This window comes from Mesorhizobium silamurunense (assembly GCF_014843825.1).
Taxonomy (GTDB): Bacteria; Pseudomonadota; Alphaproteobacteria; order Rhizobiales; family Rhizobiaceae; genus Mesorhizobium; species Mesorhizobium silamurunense.
The window spans coordinates 1-963 of sequence record NZ_JHQR01000487.1 but is presented as its reverse complement, the minus strand read 5'-3'; the positions used below and the strand labels follow the sequence as shown (position 1 = coordinate 963).

Sequence of the window (963 nt, the reverse complement as noted above, 5' to 3'; positions counted from 1 at the left end):
GACCGCGTGGCGAAGAGCAGGGTCGAAGTTGCAACCCTGTCGCGCAGCCTATGATCGTCGCACCTCATGTGCGGCGCCCGAGCGCCCTTTCGGTGATTGCTGTTTCCATGTAGCGACGAAGCGACGGTAGGCTTCCTCGGCGTCGCCGATCGTCTCGCGCTCGCTGTCGCGCACCGACTTGTTGCTGTAGTCGGCGGCGGATCCCTTTGCCCTGCCGCCGCGATGAGATGGATAGCCGGCGGTCAATTCCAGCTTTCGGAGCTTCCAATCCAGGAGCGCCGAGCGGCTCCAGATGTAGTCCTCATCCTTGGTCAGCATGTGCCAGACGATGACTGCCAGCTTGCGTGCCGTCGCGACTGCAGCAACGTGTTTGCCGCGCTTGTCGCGGATGCGCATGAAGAAGGCCCGCAGCGGACCAGGCACACCGGAAATGACCCACGCCGCCTCGACCAGCATCGATCGCGCGTGGGCTCGGCCTTGTTTGGTGATGCGGCCATGATAGGCCGGCTTATCGCCGGACTGCCGGACCCGTGGGTTGAGCCCAAAATAGCTGACAAGCTTTTCCGATGATGAGAACCGTTCGACATCGCCAATGGCCGCCACGATACTCATCGCGACCGTGACGTTCACGCCGGTGATCGTCATCAGTCGCTTGACCCGAGGCTCCTGGAGGGCCGTCTGCGCGAGACCCTTGTCTACTTGTGCAAGCTCACCACCAAGGCGATCGAGTTCATCGGCATGGCGAAGGACGACACGGCGCTGATCTTCGGCGAGCGGCTGGGCCTCCAGCCAAGCCCTGCCCCGCTTTGAGAACAGGGTGCCCTTGTAGGGCGGGATCAGGTTGGCGTGCAGAACGGAATGGATCCGGTTCTTGAGACGGGTCATCTGGGAGACGAGCTGCGTTCGTTCCGCTACCACGCGACGACGCGTCTCGGTTTCCTCGTCCGGCATCCACACTTCGGG

General features: G+C 62.8%; 1 protein-coding gene. It reads right to left on the bottom strand.

Annotated features, from left to right (window positions below):
- Positions 1 to 48: 48 nt before the first annotated feature.
- Positions 49 to 951 carry an IS110 family RNA-guided transposase gene (locus DH10_RS36150; RefSeq protein WP_246811708.1) on the bottom strand — a complete coding sequence of 301 codons (903 nt, stop codon included), beginning with the start codon at positions 949 to 951 and terminating at the stop codon, positions 49 to 51.
- Positions 952 to 963: the final 12 nt, after the last annotated feature.

Excerpts from the sequence above, each read along its gene's own strand:
- DH10_RS36150 (WP_246811708.1), bottom strand. The coding sequence starts at position 951 with ATGCCGGACGAGGAAACCGAGACGCGTCGTCGCGTGGTAGCGGAACGA.